The organism is Kitasatospora sp. NPDC029367 (assembly GCF_055569135.1).
On the sequence record NZ_JBVHYH010000111.1, the window covers coordinates 3015 to 17575 of the forward strand.

15 protein-coding genes are annotated in these 14561 nt (G+C 72.6%); 6 read left to right on the forward strand and 9 right to left on the reverse strand.

What is annotated here, in order from left to right; all coding sequences use genetic code 11:
• Nucleotides 1–459: 459 nt before the first annotated feature.
• Nucleotides 460–2757 carry a M9 family metallopeptidase gene (locus ACZ4W5_RS35975; RefSeq protein WP_465659322.1) on the reverse strand — a complete coding sequence of 766 codons (2298 nt, stop codon included), beginning with the start codon at nt 2755–2757 and terminating at the stop codon, nt 460–462.
• Between the two features lie 217 nt (nt 2758–2974).
• Nucleotides 2975–4048 (reverse strand): tRNA (adenosine(37)-N6)-threonylcarbamoyltransferase complex transferase subunit TsaD, encoded by a 1074-nt coding sequence (gene tsaD, locus ACZ4W5_RS35980; RefSeq protein WP_465659324.1) that lies wholly within the window; start codon nt 4046–4048, stop codon nt 2975–2977.
• A gap of 157 nt (nt 4049–4205) precedes the next feature.
• Here tsaD and ACZ4W5_RS35985 point away from each other — a divergent pair, with 157 nt between their 5' ends.
• Nucleotides 4206–4808 (forward strand): superoxide dismutase, encoded by a 603-nt coding sequence (locus ACZ4W5_RS35985; RefSeq protein WP_360238606.1) that lies wholly within the window; start codon nt 4206–4208, stop codon nt 4806–4808.
• A gap of 249 nt (nt 4809–5057) precedes the next feature.
• Nucleotides 5058–6101: a glycosyltransferase family 2 protein gene (locus ACZ4W5_RS35990; RefSeq protein ID WP_465659327.1), complete on the forward strand. Its 1044-nt coding sequence runs from the start codon at nt 5058–5060 to the stop codon at nt 6099–6101.
• Between the two features lie 49 nt (nt 6102–6150).
• Here ACZ4W5_RS35990 and ACZ4W5_RS35995 read toward each other — a convergent pair whose 3' ends face one another.
• Nucleotides 6151–6747, reverse strand: a complete 597-nt coding sequence (locus tag ACZ4W5_RS35995) for a TetR/AcrR family transcriptional regulator (protein ID WP_465659329.1) — start codon at nt 6745–6747, stop codon at nt 6151–6153.
• Nucleotides 6748–6869: 122 nt separating this feature from the next.
• Between ACZ4W5_RS35995 and ACZ4W5_RS36000 the strand changes: the two genes are divergently transcribed.
• A complete protein-coding gene (locus tag ACZ4W5_RS36000) occupies nt 6870–7142 on the forward strand; it encodes a hypothetical protein (RefSeq protein ID WP_465659330.1) in 273 nt (90 codons plus the stop codon).
• Nucleotides 7143–7192: 50 nt separating this feature from the next.
• Here the strand turns inward: ACZ4W5_RS36000 and ACZ4W5_RS36005 are convergent, their stop codons facing one another.
• From ACZ4W5_RS36005 to ACZ4W5_RS36020, 4 genes are all read right to left on the reverse strand, one after another.
• Nucleotides 7193–8056, reverse strand: a complete 864-nt coding sequence (locus ACZ4W5_RS36005; protein WP_465659332.1) for a 5-oxoprolinase subunit C family protein — start codon at nt 8054–8056, stop codon at nt 7193–7195.
• 82 nt (nt 8057–8138) lie between these two features.
• Nucleotides 8139–8762 carry a 5-oxoprolinase subunit B family protein gene (locus ACZ4W5_RS36010; protein WP_465659334.1) on the reverse strand — a complete coding sequence of 208 codons (624 nt, stop codon included), beginning with the start codon at nt 8760–8762 and terminating at the stop codon, nt 8139–8141.
• A complete protein-coding gene (locus tag ACZ4W5_RS36015) occupies nt 8759–9598 on the reverse strand; it encodes a LamB/YcsF family protein (RefSeq protein WP_465659336.1) in 840 nt (279 codons plus the stop codon). Before ACZ4W5_RS36015 ends, ACZ4W5_RS36010 begins: the two co-directional genes overlap by 4 nt.
• 17 nt (nt 9599–9615) lie before the next feature.
• Nucleotides 9616–10305, reverse strand: coding sequence for a GntR family transcriptional regulator (locus ACZ4W5_RS36020; protein ID WP_465659338.1), 690 nt, complete (start codon nt 10303–10305; stop codon nt 9616–9618).
• Between the two features lie 157 nt (nt 10306–10462).
• Here ACZ4W5_RS36020 and ACZ4W5_RS36025 point away from each other — a divergent pair, with 157 nt between their 5' ends.
• The 3 genes from ACZ4W5_RS36025 to pcp are packed head-to-tail and all read left to right on the forward strand — an operon-like array spanning nt 10463 to nt 12856.
• Nucleotides 10463–11209 (forward strand): DUF969 domain-containing protein, encoded by a 747-nt coding sequence (locus ACZ4W5_RS36025; RefSeq protein WP_465659339.1) that lies wholly within the window; start codon nt 10463–10465, stop codon nt 11207–11209.
• Nucleotides 11206–12174: a DUF979 domain-containing protein gene (locus tag ACZ4W5_RS36030; RefSeq protein ID WP_360238624.1), complete on the forward strand. Its 969-nt coding sequence runs from the start codon at nt 11206–11208 to the stop codon at nt 12172–12174. The genes ACZ4W5_RS36025 and ACZ4W5_RS36030 overlap by 4 nt, the downstream gene beginning before the upstream one ends.
• Nucleotides 12175–12211: 37 nt before the next feature.
• The gene (gene pcp / locus ACZ4W5_RS36035) at nt 12212–12856 is read left to right on the forward strand and encodes a pyroglutamyl-peptidase I (protein WP_465659341.1); all 645 of its coding nucleotides are present in this window, start codon (nt 12212–12214) and stop codon (nt 12854–12856) included.
• 27 nt (nt 12857–12883) lie between these two features.
• Here the strand turns inward: pcp and ACZ4W5_RS36040 are convergent, their stop codons facing one another.
• Together ACZ4W5_RS36040 and ACZ4W5_RS36045 are read right to left on the reverse strand one after the other, a co-directional pair.
• Nucleotides 12884–13381 (reverse strand): phosphoribosyltransferase, encoded by a 498-nt coding sequence (locus ACZ4W5_RS36040; protein ID WP_360238628.1) that lies wholly within the window; start codon nt 13379–13381, stop codon nt 12884–12886.
• Nucleotides 13374–14354 carry a methyltransferase domain-containing protein gene (locus ACZ4W5_RS36045; protein ID WP_465659343.1) on the reverse strand — a complete coding sequence of 327 codons (981 nt, stop codon included), beginning with the start codon at nt 14352–14354 and terminating at the stop codon, nt 13374–13376. The genes ACZ4W5_RS36040 and ACZ4W5_RS36045 overlap by 8 nt, the downstream gene beginning before the upstream one ends.
• Nucleotides 14355–14561 lie beyond the last annotated feature (207 nt).

Below are 14561 nucleotides of genomic sequence, written 5' to 3' on the forward strand. Positions count from 1 at the left end.
AGGGGGCTCCCTCTCGGGGGGGAGAGAGAGGGAGGGGGGGGGGGGGGGGGCCGGCCCCCCCCCCCCCCCCCCACCGGCCGTGGTGCATCAGATGACGTGCAGAACCCACGCGTGGTTGGCGAGGTCCTCGTCACGCTTGAACTTCTTCACGATCGCCTTGATCATCTTCATGGCTGTCCCCTTCCGGGAATACGGGCGCGACGAATAGGTGTGGTCGCACCGGTGGTGAAAGTCCGGCTTTCCGGTCCGGACGGCCGAACTGCTTCAACTGACTCAGGACCTTAACCGAACGACGGCGATCATGACACCCCTTCGACAACCGGAGTTCGATTTGTACGAGGCATTGACAGCCAATTCGAATGTCGAATCGTTATAACCTTTTCCGGTGGGGGCATTCGCTCCGGAACGCACCGGAGGGCCCCGCGCGGACGCGGGACCCTCCGGTGCGTGCGGGGCCGGTCAGTTGTACGTGGTGGTGACGGTCACGCCGCCGAAGCCCTGCTGGGCGTACAGGCTGAAGTACACCCAGCCGGACGGCGGGTCGGCGATGGTCAGGGTCTCGCCGTTCCCGGCGGCGGTGGACTTCGCCCGGTACGACGAAGTGGTCGCCCAGGACGGGCCGTTGTAGTACAGGTCGGCGTTGCCGGTGCCGCCGGCGGTGGTGATGGTCAGCTGCTTCACCCCGGCCGGCAGGTAGAGGAAGCTGTAGGCGTAGTTGCCGGTGGTGGCGGCGACGCCGTCGCGGCGGCAGTTCTTGTCGTACTGCCGGGTGTCGGCGGCCGCGCACAGCGGGGCCTGGCCGGTGGGCAGGCTGCCGCAGTTGTCGGCGGCGCAGGCCTTGAGCCAGCTCGCGAAGTCGGCGTCGTAGCGGGTGCCGATGGTGGTCTTGAGCAGGGTGCGGGCGCCGTTCCAGTCCCCGGCGCGGTACTTGGCGAGCAGTGCGTCGACGTCCTGCGGGTGCGACTGGAGCATGTAACGCACCGCCAGGTAGCCCCAGTTGTAGATCCGGGTGGAGTCGGCGTTGTCGTAGGTGGTGTCGAACAGCGTGCTCAGCGGGTAGCTGCCCTTGCCGGCCTGGGTGACGGCGTCGTCGTAGTGGACGCCCCGGTAGCTGTACGAGACGTACTCGGCCAGCCCCTCGACCCACCAGACGGTCGGGGTGGTCATGCCCGCCTCGAAGTCGCCGTACATGTCGTAGCGGCCGTCGAGGTAGTGGGTGTACTCGTGGTTGAGGTTCCAGATCTGGAAGCTCGGGCGCAGCCAGTCGGCCTGGTGGGCGATGAAGCGGGCCTGGTTGCCGGGGGTGGCCGGGCTGCCCTCCTCGTACATGCCGCCGTTGTCGACGGCGATGTGGTACATCTCCCAGGCGTAGAGGCTGTAGTTGTAGTAGTCGTCGAAGACGACGACCTCCAGGCCGGTGTTGTGGTCGTCGGCGACCGGGCCGTTGTCCTTGGCCACCCGGTGGAAGAACGCGTCCTGGTCGAGCAGGCTGGTGCAGGTGTCGGCGTTCTGCCGGGCGGTCATGCTCTGCGAGCGGATCCGCAGGTTCGGGTTGCAGGTGTTGTCGCTCTTGAGCACCAGCGGGACGAGCTTCGCGGGCACCTCGCAGGTGCCGTAGTAGGAGCAGTTGCCCGCGTCCTTCTGCTCCGCGAACCAGAGCAGGTTCATGGTGAGCGGGCCGGTGGCGCCGACCAGCGGGTAGCGGTTGACCAGGTCCTTGACGATCGGTCGGCCCTGCGCCCGGAGGGCGTCGACGGCGACCAGGTGGCCGAGCTGGATGCCGATCCGGGTGACCGGGTCGGCGCCGGTGAGCTGGGCGCTGTTGCGGGTGACGAAGGAGGCCATGGTGGTGGCGAAGGACGGGTCGGCCTGGAGGGCGGCGGTGAACTCCGGGAGCTCGAAGCCGCGTTCGATGACGGTCTCCGTGTTGCCGACGGCGGCGGCCATCGAGCCGCTCCACCCGCCGGTGTAACCGTCGAGCAGGCGCTTGACCACGCCGGTGTAGCGGGCGTTCTCCCGGGCGCTGTCGATCAGCGTGATGGCCTCGGCCAGGGTGGCGCCGTTGGCCTCGGTGACGTCCTTGCTGTGCGGGGCGGCGAAGAAGGCGTCCAGCGCGCCGCGGATCGAGCTCCGCAGGCCGTCGCCGTACGAGCCGACGGCGTCGGGGTGGTACCACTGCACGTAGTAGCCGGCGCGAAGGAACAGCACCAACTGCCCGGCGGAGGTGGAGTTGTCGCCCGGGTAGCCGGCGGCGGCGGTGTCGCGCAGGGCGTCGGCGACGGTCACCATCTGGGCCTCGGCGAAGGCGCCCTTGGCATCGTTGCCGGTGAGGGTGAACAGCGTGTTGACGCAGTCGAGGCCGGCCGCCTTGACCTGCTGGACCAGCGCGGCGCCGGACTTGCCGGTGAACGCCGCGGTGTCGCAGGCGGTCAGTTGCCGTGCCGTCCGGGCGGTGCCGACGGCACCGGCCGCGGTCGGGGCGGTGGGCCTGCCTTGGCTCTCGGCGGCGAGCGGACGGGGGTCCTGGGGCGTGTCGGGCGACTTCGGCACCGGGATCGCGCGCGGGGCGCCGGGTGCGACGGGTGCGACGGGTGCGGCGACCGGCGGGGCAACCGGCTTGGCGGCCGGTGCGGTTGGCGTCGAAGCGCGGTCGGCCGCGTGCGCCTGCGGGGCGAACAGGCCGGCGGCGAGGAGGAAGGCGACGCCGAGCGCGGGCAGTCTGCGCGCGTTCGCCTTCGATATCCGGAAGGGACGCATGGGGTGGGGGCCTCCGGGACCGTGAGGGGGCCGTGCGGTTGGGGGCGCACGGACGGAGCCTGATGTGTGACATGTAAAATGGCACACTCATTCAGGTAAAGGGAAGACCTGGGAGCCGGGCTTCCGGTCGACGAGACCGAACCGTGCCCTCCCGTGCCATCCGACGCGCCGCCGGACATGCCGCCGGACGCGCCGCCCGGTGCGGCCTGACGGTTCGTCAGACTGTCGACCGCGCCCGGGGCGTGAGCGCCGCGAACTCCAACGGCGCCGACGGGTCCACCGACACGTCCGCCGGAGCCGGCTCGACCCCGGCCCGGACGAGGAGGTCGCCGACGGCCGCGACCATCGCGCCGTTGTCCGTGCACAGCCGCAGCGGCGGCACCCGCAGGGCGATCCCGGCCGCGGCGCACCGCTGTTCGGCGAGCGCCCGCACCCGCGAGTTGGCGGCGACCCCGCCGACCACCACCAGGGTGTCGATCCCGTGGTTGGTGCAGGCCCGGACCGCCTTGCGGGTGAGCACGTCCGCGATCGCCTCCTGGAGGGCCGCCGCCGCGTCCGGGACGTGCGGCTCCTCGTCGGCCGTGCGCCGCGCCTCGACCCAGCGGGCGGCGGCGGTCTTGAGGCCGGAGAAGGAGAAGGCGTACGGGTCGTCCCGCGGCCCGGTCAGCGGTCGCGGCAGCCGGACCGCCGCCGGGTCCCCGTCGCGCGCGGCGCGGTCGACGGCCGGTCCGCCGGGGTAGGGCAGGCCCAGGATCCGGGCGACCTTGTCGAAGCACTCGCCGGCCGCGTCGTCCAGGGTGTCGCCGAGGTGGACGATCCGGCCCCGGGCGAGGTCGCGGACCAGCAGCAGCGAGGTGTGCCCGCCGGAGACGATCAGCACGATGCACGGGTCGGGCAGCGGCCCGCCGTCCAGGGTCGCGGCGGCGACGTGCCCGGCGAGGTGGTGCACCCCGTACAGCGGGACGCCGAGCGAGAAGGCGTACCCCTTGGCGGCGGCTACCCCGACCTGGAGGGCGCCGGACAGGCCGGGGCCGGTGGTGACGGCGACGGCCCCGACGTCCCGCAGCGTCAGTCCGGCCCGGTCCAGGGCCTCCTGCACCACCGGGGCCATCGCGTGGACGTGCGCCCGGGCGGCGATCTCCGGCACCACCCCGCCGTAGCGGGCGTGCTCGTCCATCGAGGAGGCCACCGCCTGCCCGAGCAGCACGCCGTCCCGGACCAGACCGGCACCGGTCTCGTCGCAGGAGGACTCGATGCCCAGTACGACCACCGGCGCCCCTGTCACAGTCACTCACCCTCTTCACTCATTACACGTGCAGGTGACCATTGTGCCCGATGTGAACGCTGGAATAAGCAGGAGCCCATGCTTCGTTCCTGCAACCCATACGCAATAGTGTTGTCCCGGCACGATCGTCATCGCTCAACCCGCCGAAAGGGGCCGTGTCCTGATGGGCACCTACTCGCTTCCCGACCTGCCGTACGACTACTCCGCGCTCGAGCGGGCCATGTCCGCCGAGATCCTGGAGCTGCACCACTCCAAGCACCACGCCGCCTACGTGAAGGGGGCGAACGACACCCTGGAGCAGCTCGCCGAGGCGCGCGACAAGGAGCAGTTCGGCGGCCTGGTCGGCCTGCAGAAGACCTTCGCCTTCCACCTCTCCGGCCACGTGCTGCACTCGCTGTTCTGGCAGAACCTGTCCCCGGAGGGCGGCGACCGCCCCGAGGGCGAGCTGGCCGACGCCATCACCGAGCACTTCGGCAGCTTCGAGGCCTTCAAGAAGCAGCTCTCAACCGCCACCACCGGTGTCCAGGGCTCCGGTTGGGGCATCCTGTCCTGGGAGCCGCTCGGGCAACGCCTGATCGTCGAGCAGGTCTACGACCACCACGGCAACGTCGGGCAGAACACCACGCCGCTGCTGGCCTTCGACGCCTGGGAGCACGCCTACTACCTGCAGTACCGCAACGTCCGCCCGGACTACGTCACCCGTCTGTGGGACGTCGTCAACTGGCAGGACGTCTCCTCCCGCTTCGCCGCCGTCAAGGGCGCCTGAGCACCGAGCGAGCAGGAGGGCCCCGGACCGGTCGGGCGGTCCGGGGCCTTCCCCCTGCGTCCCCACCGTGGTTTCCCGCCACGGCCGTTGATCTCCGTCACGTCAGCCACACCGAACCGAAGACTCGCCGCCACCCGTTGTTCGCCCGTGAACGGCGCGCGGTCGCTACGCTCGGGTTACCGCCGGTCACCGGCGGTCGGCGGCCGACCGGCCGACCGGCCCGTCCGCTCCCGAGCGAAAGGCCGCCCGATGGCCCCTCGTCTGTCCGTCGTCGTCCCGATCTACAACGTCGAGCGCTACCTCGCGGAGTGCCTGGACTCGATCGCGGCCCAGACCTTCGCGGACTTCGAGTGCGTGCTGGTCGACGACGGCTCGACCGACGACGGCCCGGTGATCGCCAAGGAGTACGTCGCCCGCGACCGGCGCTTCCGACTCGTCCAGCAGGAGAACAAGGGCCTCGGCGCCGCCCGCAACACCGGCTGGCGCCACCTGGCCCCCGGCACCCAGTACCTGACCTTCGTCGACAGTGACGACACCCTGCCGCCGCACGCCTACCAGCTGATGATCAGCACGCTCGACCAGACCGGCTCCGACTTCGCCACCGGCAACGCGATGCGCCTGCGCACCACCGGCCTCACCCCCTCGCACGCCCACCGCCGCCCCTTCCGCGAGACCCGGCTGCGCACCCACGTCAGCGAACTGCCCGCCCTGGTCACCGACCGCACCGCCTGGAACAAGGTCTACCGGCGCAGCTTCTTCGACACCGCGGGCATCCGCTACCCCGAGGGCATCCTGTACGAGGACGCCCCGGTCAGCGTCCCCCACCACTTCCTCGCCGAACGGGTCGACGTGCTCTCCGAGCCGATCTACCACTGGCGGGTCCGCGAGGACGGCAACCTCTCCATCACCCAGAAGAAGACCGACCCGCGCGGCCTGATCGACCGGGTCCGCTCGATGGAACTCGTCCGGGAGTGGCTGCTCGCCCGACCCGAGGCCCTCTTCGCGGAGCAGTACCTGCGCGCCTACGACCGGAACTGCCTGGTCGAGGAGATCCCGATGTTCTTCTGGTCCATCCCGGACGGCGACCGCAACTACTGGGAGGTCTACCAGCGGCACGTCGGCCGGCTCCTGAACGCCATCGGCCCGGAGCGGATCGCCGACCTCAACGGCCAGCTGCGGCTCAAGTACCGCCTCACCCAGGCCGATGCGATGAACCGCTTCATCGCCGTCCAGCGCCTCCACCGCACCGTCCGGCGCGCCCGCCAGGCCGCCCAGGCGGTGCGCCGGGGCTGACCGGGAGGGGCGCTCGGTCCTCGGCGGGCGCCGTCAGCGGGCGGACCGGTCAGCCTCCCGAGGGTGCCGTCAGCCGGCGGACCAGGGTGACCAGGGCGGCCCGGTCCGTTGCCGGGTCCGCCGTATCGGCGAGCAGCAAGCGGACCATCTGCGGCAATGTGAACCACGCGTTCACCAGGCCGATCACCGCGAACATCAGCCGCGCCGGATCCACCTCCCCGGCCACCCCGCCGCTGCGCTGCGCGGCGGCGACGGCGGCGACCTTCTCCCCGTAGTGCGCGGTGCGCTCCGGTCCGGCCGCCAACTCCTCGGCGTCCGAACCGCGTTGCAGACCCTCCCAGGCCAGCAGCCGGGAGAAGTGCGGGTTGGCCGAGTGGTAGTCGAAGACCCGCCCGGCGTAGTCGCCGAGGTCCAGCCCGCCCACCGGGGCGAGCGGCACCGCCTCCGCCAGCTTGCCGAGCTCGGACGTCAGCACGGCGGAGAAGAGCTGCTCCTTGTTGCCGAAGTACTGGTAGATCCGCTCCTTGTTCACCCCGGCCCGGGTCGCCACCCGGGCGATCCGGGCTCCGTCCGGGCCGAACTCGGCGAACTCCTCGACCGCGGCGTCGAGGAGGAGTTGCTGCGTGCGTGCGGTGTCCCAGGCCATGGCCCAAGAGTATCCCAAATTTCCAACCCAATGGTTGGACATCGGCGTCCGCGCGTGCCAAACTCCAACCGAAGGGTTGGAGATGAGGTCTCCGCCCGCTCACCAAGGGGAGGACCCGCGCCATGACCACCGACACCATCACCCCAGCAGCCCCCGCCCGCGCCGCTGCCGCGGCCCCCTCGGTCCACCGCCGCGCCCTGCTCACCTGGCTCGCCGTCTACCCGACCATCACCACCGCCTTCCTCCTCCTCGGCCCCCACCTCGGCAGCCTCCCCGTGCCGCTGCGCACGCTGGTCATGACCGCCTTCGTCGTCCCCGTCGTCGTCTACGGCCTGATGCCGCTCCTGCTCAAGGCGGAGACCAGGCTCGCCCACCGCCGCACCGGCCGGAAGTAGGCCTGGTCCGTGGCTGGTCCGTGGCTGGTCCGTGGCCGGGTTTCGGGCGGTCAGCCCCTGCGTCGCGCCGGGGTGAGGCGGACCGGGGTGCCCGGGGCGGCCTGGGCGGCGGCGGCCAGCGCGGCGGCGGGGACGACGCCGATGACGGGGTAGCCGCCGGTGGTGGGGTGGTCCGCCAGGAAGACCACCGGTCGGCCGTCCGGCGGGACCTGGACGGAGCCCAGGACCATGCCCTCGCTGGGGAGTTCACCGTCGCGGGCGCGCTCCAGGGGCGGGCCGTCCAGGCGCAGGCCGATCCGGTTGCTGGTCGGGGAGACGCGGTAGTCGGATGCGGTCAGGGCGGTGTGGGAGCCGGCGGTGAACCAGTCGTCGCGCGGGCCGAACAGCAGTGGCAGGAGCAGCGGATCGGGTGGTGCCGGCGTCGGCACCAGGTCCACCGCGGCGGCCGGGCCGGCCGGCTCACCGAGCGGCAGCACGTCCCCCGGGGCCAGCGGAGCGGGGCCCAGCCCCGACAGCAGATCGGTCGAGCGGCTGCCGAGGACCGGGTCGGCGGCGACCCCGCCCGCGAAGGCCAGGTAGCTGCGCACGCCCCGCGTCGCCGGGCCCACGTCCAGCGTCGCCCCGGCGGGCAGCCGCACCGGGGCGCCCCAGGCGGCGGGCCGCCCGTCGACCCGTACGGCGCACGGCGCTCCGGTCACGGCGACCGTCACCGCGCGGTCCACGCGCAGCGCGCAGCCGAGCAGGGTGGTCTCCAGCGTGGCCGCCGTCGAGGGGTTGCCGACCAGCCGGTTGGCCAGCCGGTGGGCGGGCTGGTCCAGCGCGCCGGACCGCGGCACGCCCAGGTGCGCGTGCCCGGGGCGGCCCAGGTCCTGGACGGTCGTCAGCAGGCCGGAGCGGGTGACGGTGACGCTCATGCTTCCTCGCTCTCCTCGCCGACCTCGCTCATCTTCCTCGATCATCTTCCCTGCTCATGCTTCCCCGCTCGTGCTTCCCCGCTCATGCTTCCTCGATCACGAAGCGGACCCGGGTACCCGGGCTGAGCAGGGCGGCGGGTTCGCGGGAGGGGTCCCACAGCACGGCGTCGGTGTGCCCGATCAGCTGCCAGCCGCCGGGGGAGGAGCGCGGGTAGGCGCCGGTGTAGCGGCCGGCGAGGGCGATCGCCCCGGGCGGGACGGCGGGCCGCGGCGCGGCCCGCCGCGGCACCCGGTACCGCTCGGGCAGGCCGGTCAGGTAGCCGAAGCCGGGGGAGAAGCCGCTGAACGCGACCCGGAACTCGGTCGCGGAGTGGATCCGCGCGACCTCCCGCTCGGTGACGCCCCACAGCGCGGCGACCTCCGCCACGTCGGCGCCGTCGTAGCGCACCGGGACGGTCACCGTCCCGTCGTCGCTCGTCCGCAGCGGCGGGACGCGCCAGCCGGGCAGTTCGGCGGCCAGGGCGTCCGGATCGGCCACGCCGTCGAGCAGGACGGTGCGCTCGGCCGGCACGACCTCCGTGACGGACGGGAACCCGGAGGCCGCACGGCGGCGCTGGAGTTCGGCGTGGAAGGCGATCGTCTCGTCGGCCCCGGCGAGTTCGACCAGCAGCGCGTCCGGGCCGACCCGCAGGACTCGCAGGTTCATCCCGTACCTCTCCCCGCCCCGCCCGGGACGCGTGCGAACGCCTCGACGCGGACCCCGGCCCGCCACAGCGCGGTCCGCACCCGCTGGGCCAGCTCGGCGGCCCCCGGGGTGTCGCCGTGCACGCACAGCGAGCGGGCCCGCAGCCGGATCCGCTCGCCGGTGCGGGCGGTGACCTCGCCGTCCCGGGCGATGGCGACCGAGCGGGCGACGACCGCGTCGGGATCGTGGAGGACGGCGTCGGGTTCGCGGCGCGGTACGAGGGTGCCCTGCGGGGTGTAGGCGCGGTCGGCGAAGGCCTCGGCGATCGCCGGCAGTCCGGCCCGCCCGGCCGCCTCGTGCAGCCGTGAACCGGGCAGCCCGAGGACCGGCAGTGCCGACGCCGGCCCGGCGAGGCGGATGCCCCGGACCACCGCCTCCGCCTGCTCCTCGTCGTGCACCGTCCGGTTGTACAGCGCGCCGTGCGGTTTGACGTACGCCACGTCCGCTCCGGCCGCCCGGGCGAACACCTGCAACGCCCCGATCTGGTAAGCGACTTCGTGGGCCAGTTCGTCGGGCGGGACGTCCATTGCCCGGCGGCCGAACCCGGCGAGGTCCCGGTAGGAGACCTGTGCGCCGATCCGTACGCCCCGGGCCGCGGCCAGCTCGCACACCCGTTGCATGGTGCTCGGGTCCCCGGCGTGGAAGCCGCAGGCGACGTTGGCGCTGGTGACCACGGACAGCAGGGCGTCGTCGTCGGTGAGCGTCCAGCGGCCGAAGCCCTCGCCGAGGTCGGCGTTGAGGTCGACGACCGTCGTGGGGGCGCCTTCGATGCCTTCGGTGCCTCCGGGCGGTGTCACGCTGCCTTCGGGCGGTGTCACGCCGCGCCGTCCGTCATCGCGCGGACGATCACCGCGCGCGCGTCGTCCAGGTACCTGGTCAGTTCCACCTCGGCGTCGTCGATCTCGCCCGACTCCAGCAGTCCGGCGAGCGTCTGGTTGCGGCGCAGGAACGGCTCGTGCAGCCCACTGGCCGACGGGACGGCGGCGAAGGCCAGGCGCAGCTCGGCCATCAGGCGGGCCATGCACTCGTCGATCCGCCGGCTGCCGGCGAGCCCCGCGATGGCCTGGTGGAAGTGCAGGTCGGCGGTGCCGACGGTGACCCAGTCGCCGAACGCCTCGGCGGCCTCCGCGCGGGCCAGCGCGGTCCGCACCGCGGCCAGGCGTTCGGGCGTCGCGCTGCGCAGGGCCCGTACCCCGGCCGTCTCCAGTGCGAGGCGCAGGGTGTAGATGTCGGCGACGTCGGCCGGTTCGAGGACGCGGACGAACACGCCGCGGTTGAGCTCGTGCACGACCAGCCGCTGGTCGGCCAGCAGTCGGAACGCCTCGCGGAGCGTGTTGCGCGAGACGGTGAGCGCCTCGCCGAGCGCTTCCTCGGAGAGCCGGGTGCCCGGGGAGAGCCGGCCCTCGGTGATGTGCTCGCGCAGCAGATCGGCCACGCGTTGGGCGGCGCTGGCGCGTTCGATGCGACCCCGGTCGGCCGCGAGCGCGTCGAAAACTCCGGTCACGTTCCACCTCCTGAACTCTTGTCGGATTGTTCCACAATCCCCTAGCCTCTCGGCAACCCCCGAACGGTCGCGGTCCACCCAACCGCGACCGCCTCCGCCCCGGGGCGCCCAGGCGGCCACCCGTACGGCGGAGGTCCTCTGAAAGGCGGTCAGGAACATGATCGTTCTTGTCGGCATTCTCGTCGTGGTGGCCGGGTTCGCCACCCGGCGGAATCCGCTCCTCGTCGTCGGCGCCGCCGGCATCCTCACCGGACTGCTGGGCGGGATGAGCCCGTTGAAGGTCCTGGAGGCCTTCGGCACCGGCTTCGCCTCCAGCCGCTCGGTGACCCTCTTCGCGATCACCCTGCCGGTGATCGGCCTGCTGGAGCGCCACGGCCTCCAGGAGCAGGCCCGCACCCTGATGAACAAGCTCGCCAAGGCCAGCGCCGGGCGCGTCCTCGCGGTCTACCTGGTGGTCCGCCAGCTCACCGCCGCCTTCGGCCTCACCAGTCTCGGCGGACCGGCCCAGGCGGTGCGCCCGATGGTCGCGCCGATGGCCGAGGCCGCCGCCGAGCGCCGCCACGGCAGCCTGACCGACAAGGCCCGCGAACGCCTGCGCTCCTTCGCCGCCAGTGCGGACAACGTCGGCCTGTTCTTCGGCGAGGACTGCTTCCTCGCCGTCGGCTCGATCCTCCTGATCACGGGGTTCGTCAACGCGACCTACCACACCGCCCTGGAGCCGGTGCAGCTCGCGGTGTGGGCCGTCCCCACCGCGGTGTGCGCCCTCCTCGTCCACGGCGCCCGTCTGCTGCGGCTGGACCGCACCCTCGCCCGGGACCTGTCCGCCGCGCCCGCCACCACCACGGCCACCGCTGCGGCCACCGCCGCTACCGCCGTCGATCGCACCGAGGAGAGCACCAAGTGATCAAGGTCGAGTGGCTGTACTGGCTGGTCGGAGCCGTCTTCCTCGCGATGGCCGCGCAGATGGCCGCGGACCGAGGCAACCCCAGGCGGTACGGCAGCGCCGCCTTCTGGGGCCTGCTCGGCGCGAGCTTCGTCTACGGCTCCTGGGTCGCCGACAAGACCGCCCCCGCCGCGCCGCTGGGCGTCGCCGTCCTGGCGATGATCTGCCTGGCCGGCTTCGGCTTCACCGGCCGCGGCACCCCCACGGCCGCCGCCCCCGAGCGGCGGGCCGCCTCCGCCGCGCGCCTGGGCAACCGGCTGTTCATCCCGGCGCTGGCGCTCCCGCTGGTCGCGCTGGCCTGCGGCACACTCCTCAAGGGCGTGCACCTGGGCGGCGGGGTGCTGCTGCAGACCGGCAGCGAGACGCTCCTCGGGCTCGGCATCGCCTCGCTCGTCGCCCTGGGCCTCGCCCTGCTGCTCACCCGCGAACGCAACCCCGCCGTCGCCCTGCGCTCGGGCCGCGGGCTGCTGGAGGCCATGGGCTGGGCCCTGCTGCTGCCCCAACTCCTCGCCGTCCTGGGCTCGATCTTCCAGGGTGCCGGCGTCGGTGCCCAGGTGGGCAGGATCACCACCCACTTCCTCCCGGACGGCAGCAAGTACGCGGCGGTGGCGGTCTACTGCCTGGGCATGGCCCTGTTCACGATCATCATGGGCAACGCCTTCGCCGCCTTCCCGGTGATGACGGCCGCGATCGGCTGGCCGGTCCTGGTGACCCAACTGCACGGCAGTCCGGGGGTCGTCCTGGCCGTCGGCATGCTGGCCGGCTTCTGCGGCACGCTCGTCACCCCGATGGCGGCCAACTTCAACCTCGTCCCGGCGGCACTGCTCGAACTCAAGGACCAGTACGGGCCGATCAAGGCCCAACTGCCCACCGCCGGGGCGCTGTTGGTCTGCAACATCGCCATCATGTCGCTCTTCGCGTTCTGACCCGCCCCGCCCGCCCCGCTTCCAGAGAGGCCGTCCCATGACCAGGGTCCTGCTCACCGGTTTTGAACCGTTCGACGGCGCCGACGTCAACCCGTCCTGGGAGGTCGCCCGTCTCGTCGCCGACGACCCGCCCGAGGGGCTCCTGGTCACCGCCACCCGGCTGAGCTGCGTCTTCGGCCGGGCGGCCGAGGAGCTGCGCGCAGCGATCGCGGAGTGCTCCCCGGACCTGGTCGTCTGCCTCGGCCAGGCGGCCGGCCGACCGGACGTCACCGTCGAGCGGGTCGCCGTCAACGTCGACGACGCCCGCATCCCCGACAACGCGGGGCGGCAACCGGTCGACCGGCCCGTCGTCCCCGGCGGCCCGGCGGCCTACTTCGCCACCCTGCCGGTCAAGGCCTGCGTGGCCGCCGTCCGGGCGGCGGGCGTGCCCGCGTCCCTCTCCCACACCGCGGGGACCTTCGTTTGCAACCACGTCTTCTACGCCCTGATGCACACGCTCGCCACCGAACAACCCACCGCCCGGGGCGGGTTCGTCCACATCCCGGCCCTGCCCGAACAGGTCCTCGACGGCTCCGCGCCCGCCCTGCCGGCCGACCTCACCGCTCACGCCCTGCGCGCCCTGCTCACCGCGGCCGCCACCCGTGCGGTGGACCTCCGCGTCCCGGAGGGCGCGACCCACTGAGGCCGCGCCGTCCGGGAGGCCGGCGGATCAGGCGTCGAGCACCTGGCCGGGGCGCTTGACCACCGGGTCCTGCGCCGACCACGGGAACTCGATCCAGTCGTCGGTCCGCTTCCACACGTACTCGCACTTCACCAGGGAGTGCGACTTCTCGTAGATCACGGCGGAGCGGACCTCGGCGACGTGGTCGAGGCAGAAGTCGTGCACCAGCTTCAAGGTCTTGCCGGTGTCGGCCACGTCGTCGGCGATCAGCACCTTCTTGTCCGTGAAGTCGATCGCGGCGGGGACGGGCGCCAGCATCACGGGCATGTCGAGGGTGGTGCCCACGCCGGTGTAGAACTCCACGTTCACCAGGTGGATGTTCTTGCAGTCCAGCGCATACGCCAGCCCACCCGCCACGAACACGCCACCCCGGGCGATGCTCAGGACGAGGTCGGGCTCGAACCCGTCGTCGGCGATCGTCTGCGCCAGCTCGCGCACGGCCCGGCCGAAGGTCTGGTAGTCCAGGATCTCTCGCACATCAGTCACGCTGTTCAGTCTCCTGGAGAGCGGGCCGAGCGGCGAATCCGGCACCCGGCTCGTCCAGCCACGCCCACTGGCCGTCGGCGGTGACGGTCAGCCCGAACCGCTCCGGCCCGGGGCGGCCGCTGTCCAGCCACCACCGGTGCGCGGCCTCCACCTCCTCCCAGACGCGGCGGGGGCCGTGCTGCCACACGGTGTAGCGCTCGGCGCCGCGGGTGCCGTCCCAGTCGACGGCCGCCCAGGAGCCGCCGTCGGCGGTGGCCACCCAGAGCCGGGTCTCCACGCCCTCGACGTCGGGCTCGTGGTGCCAGGCGTACCAGAGGTCGCCGAGGCGCAGGCCCAGGGCGAACTGAGTCTCGACCGGGGAGTCCGCGACGGCCCAGGGGTCGAGGGCGGTGGTGGATTCGACCGGGACGTGGTCGTCCATGACCACGTCCCGGAACAGCCGCAGATCCCGCCGCTGCGTCCGCATGAGCATGAAGGCGCTGTCGGCCGAGAAGCGGCCGGAGGCCGTCCCGTCCTCGCCGACGGTGAGGCGCAGCAGCCCGCAGCGGCTCCAGTCGTCGGACCAGGGGGTGAGGATGACGCCGCTCGGCCGCGTCTGCTCGACCCAGGCGTACGGAACACGCTGGACCGCACAGGTGGCCACCACCCGGTCGTACGGCGCCCGGGCGGCCCAGCCGAGGCTTCCGTCCCCGCAGACGAGGGTGGGGGAGTAGCCGTTGGCCTTGAGGCCGGACCGGGCGAGTTCGGCCACGGCGGGATCGATCTCGACCGTGGTCACATTGGCATCGCCCAGCCGGTGCGAGAGGAGCGCGGCGTTGTACCCGGTGCCCGCACCGATCTCCAGCACACGCATCCCCGGTGCGAGGTCCAGGAGTTCGAGCATCCGGAAGACGATCGAGGGCGCGGAGGCGGAGGAGGCCGGCCAGGCGTCAGCCGGATCGGACGGCTCCTCCCCGTCGTTGACCTGCGTCACCACAGGCACGTCCCCGTAAGCAGCGGCGAACCACCGCTCGGGCTCACGCCCACGCTCGCAGAGCGTCAGGGCCTCGTCGTCACCGGACAGCCAAACCCGGTCGGGCAGGAACCGATGGCGGGGGGGGGGGGGGGGGGGGGCGCCCCCCCCCCCCCCCCCCACTCCTCCTGCGATGTAGGGACGCAAATCCGAGGCGGAGAGACCAAA